Here is a 1,699-nt window from a genome sequence, read left to right on the forward strand (position 1 = left end):
CACCTCTGTTGTTGAAACAACTGTCAGACATGATGCCTGCGAGTTCTATGGTTTCGACCGATGTTGGCCAACATCAGATGTGGGCAGCTCAACACATTCAGCCACGCGATCCACAAAACTTCATCACTTCAGCGGGCTTAGGCACTATGGGCTTTGGCCTACCTGCAGCCATGGGTGCATCGGTTGGTCGTCCTAATGACCAATCTATACTTATCTCTGGTGACGGCTCGTTCATGATGAACATTCAAGAGCTTGGTACGCTGAAGCGTCGCCAAATCCCAGTAAAAATGGTGCTGCTTAACAACTCGCGCTTAGGCATGGTTCGCCAATGGCAATCGCTGTTCTTTGATGGCCGACACAGTGAAACCATCTTGGATGACAACCCGGATTTCGTCATGCTAGCGAAAGCATTTGATATCCCGGGCAAAACCATCACGCGTAAAGAAGAAGTAGAACCAGCACTGAAAGAGATGCTAGAGAGCAAAACCGCTTACCTACTTCATGTTCTTATCGATGAAGAAGAGAACGTATGGCCACTAGTACCGCCAGGTGCTTCAAACAGTGAGATGTTGGAGAACACATAACATGAAAAGATACCTATTAGACATCAAAGCCGATGATAAGCCTGTACTACTAGAGCGTGTTCTTCGTGTTATCCGCCACCGTGGCTTTATTGTTAAGCAAGTAGCTGGCACTCAAAACCACGAAAGCAAAGTGGCGAGTGTTGAGATCATTGTCGACAGTGAGCGTCCGATCTCTTTCTTGGTAAACCAAATCGAAAAACTGTGGGACGTGCGTACCGTTGACGTTATCTCGATCAGCCGTAATGAATTGCCAAACAACAACTTACAACAAAAGATAAACGCATAAGGAACCGCTAACATGACAGCTAAAACAGCAGACTATATTTGGTTTAACGGTGAAATGGTTCCTTGGGCAGAGGCGAACGTTCACGTCCTGACTCACGCAATGCACTACGGTACTTCTGTGTTTGAAGGTGTTCGTTGTTACAACACGCCAAAGGGCCCGGTTATCTTCCGTCACCCAGAGCATGCAAGACGCCTAAAAGACTCAGCGAAAATCTACCGCTTCCCAATTCCTTACACAGAGGAAGAAATTATGGAAGCGACTCGCGAAACGCTACGCCAAAATAAGCTAGAGTCAGCGTACATCCGCCCTCTCGGCTTTGTCGGTAACGTTGGTTTGGGTGTCTGCCCGCCAGAAAACACTGAGATGGATCTGATCATCGCTGCTTTCCCTTGGGGTTCTTACCTAGGCGAAGAAGCGCTAGAAAATGGCGTAGATGCGATGATATCAAGCTGGAATCGTGCAGCGCCAAATACCATCCCAACCGCAGCAAAAGCCGGTGGTAACTACCTATCTTCACTACTGGTTGGTGGTGAAGCTCGTCGTCATGGTTACGATGAAGGTATCGCACTGAGCGTCGATGGTTACCTTTCAGAAGGTGCAGGCGAGAACATCTTCGTGATTCGTAATGGCGTGCTATCAACACCACCAGCAACCAGCGCAATTCTGCCGGGTATTACTCGTGATTCGATCATGACGCTAGCAAAAGACATGGGTTATGAAATCCGTGAAGAGAACATTGCTCGTGAAGCGCTATATCTTGCCGATGAAGTCTTCATGACAGGCACAGCTGCAGAAATCGTTCCAGTTCGCAGCGTAGACAAAATTACAG

General features: G+C 48.0%; 3 protein-coding genes. All 3 read left to right on the forward strand.

Annotated features, from left to right (window positions below):
- The coding region (locus AB4653_RS26855; RefSeq protein ID WP_372105754.1) for a thiamine pyrophosphate-dependent enzyme at positions 1-584 on the forward strand (584 nt) is incomplete at its 5' end.
- Position 585: 1 nt separating this feature from the next.
- The gene (ilvM, locus tag AB4653_RS26860; RefSeq protein ID WP_009848112.1) at positions 586-870 is read left to right on the forward strand and encodes an acetolactate synthase 2 small subunit; all 285 of its coding nucleotides are present in this window, start codon (positions 586-588) and stop codon (positions 868-870) included.
- A gap of 12 nt (positions 871-882) precedes the next feature.
- The coding region (locus AB4653_RS26865) for a branched-chain amino acid transaminase (protein WP_372105755.1) at positions 883-1,699 on the forward strand (817 nt) is incomplete at its 3' end.

The organism is Vibrio sp. 10N.222.48.A3 (genome assembly GCF_041475345.1).
Classification (GTDB): domain Bacteria; phylum Pseudomonadota; class Gammaproteobacteria; order Enterobacterales; family Vibrionaceae; genus Vibrio; species Vibrio tasmaniensis_A.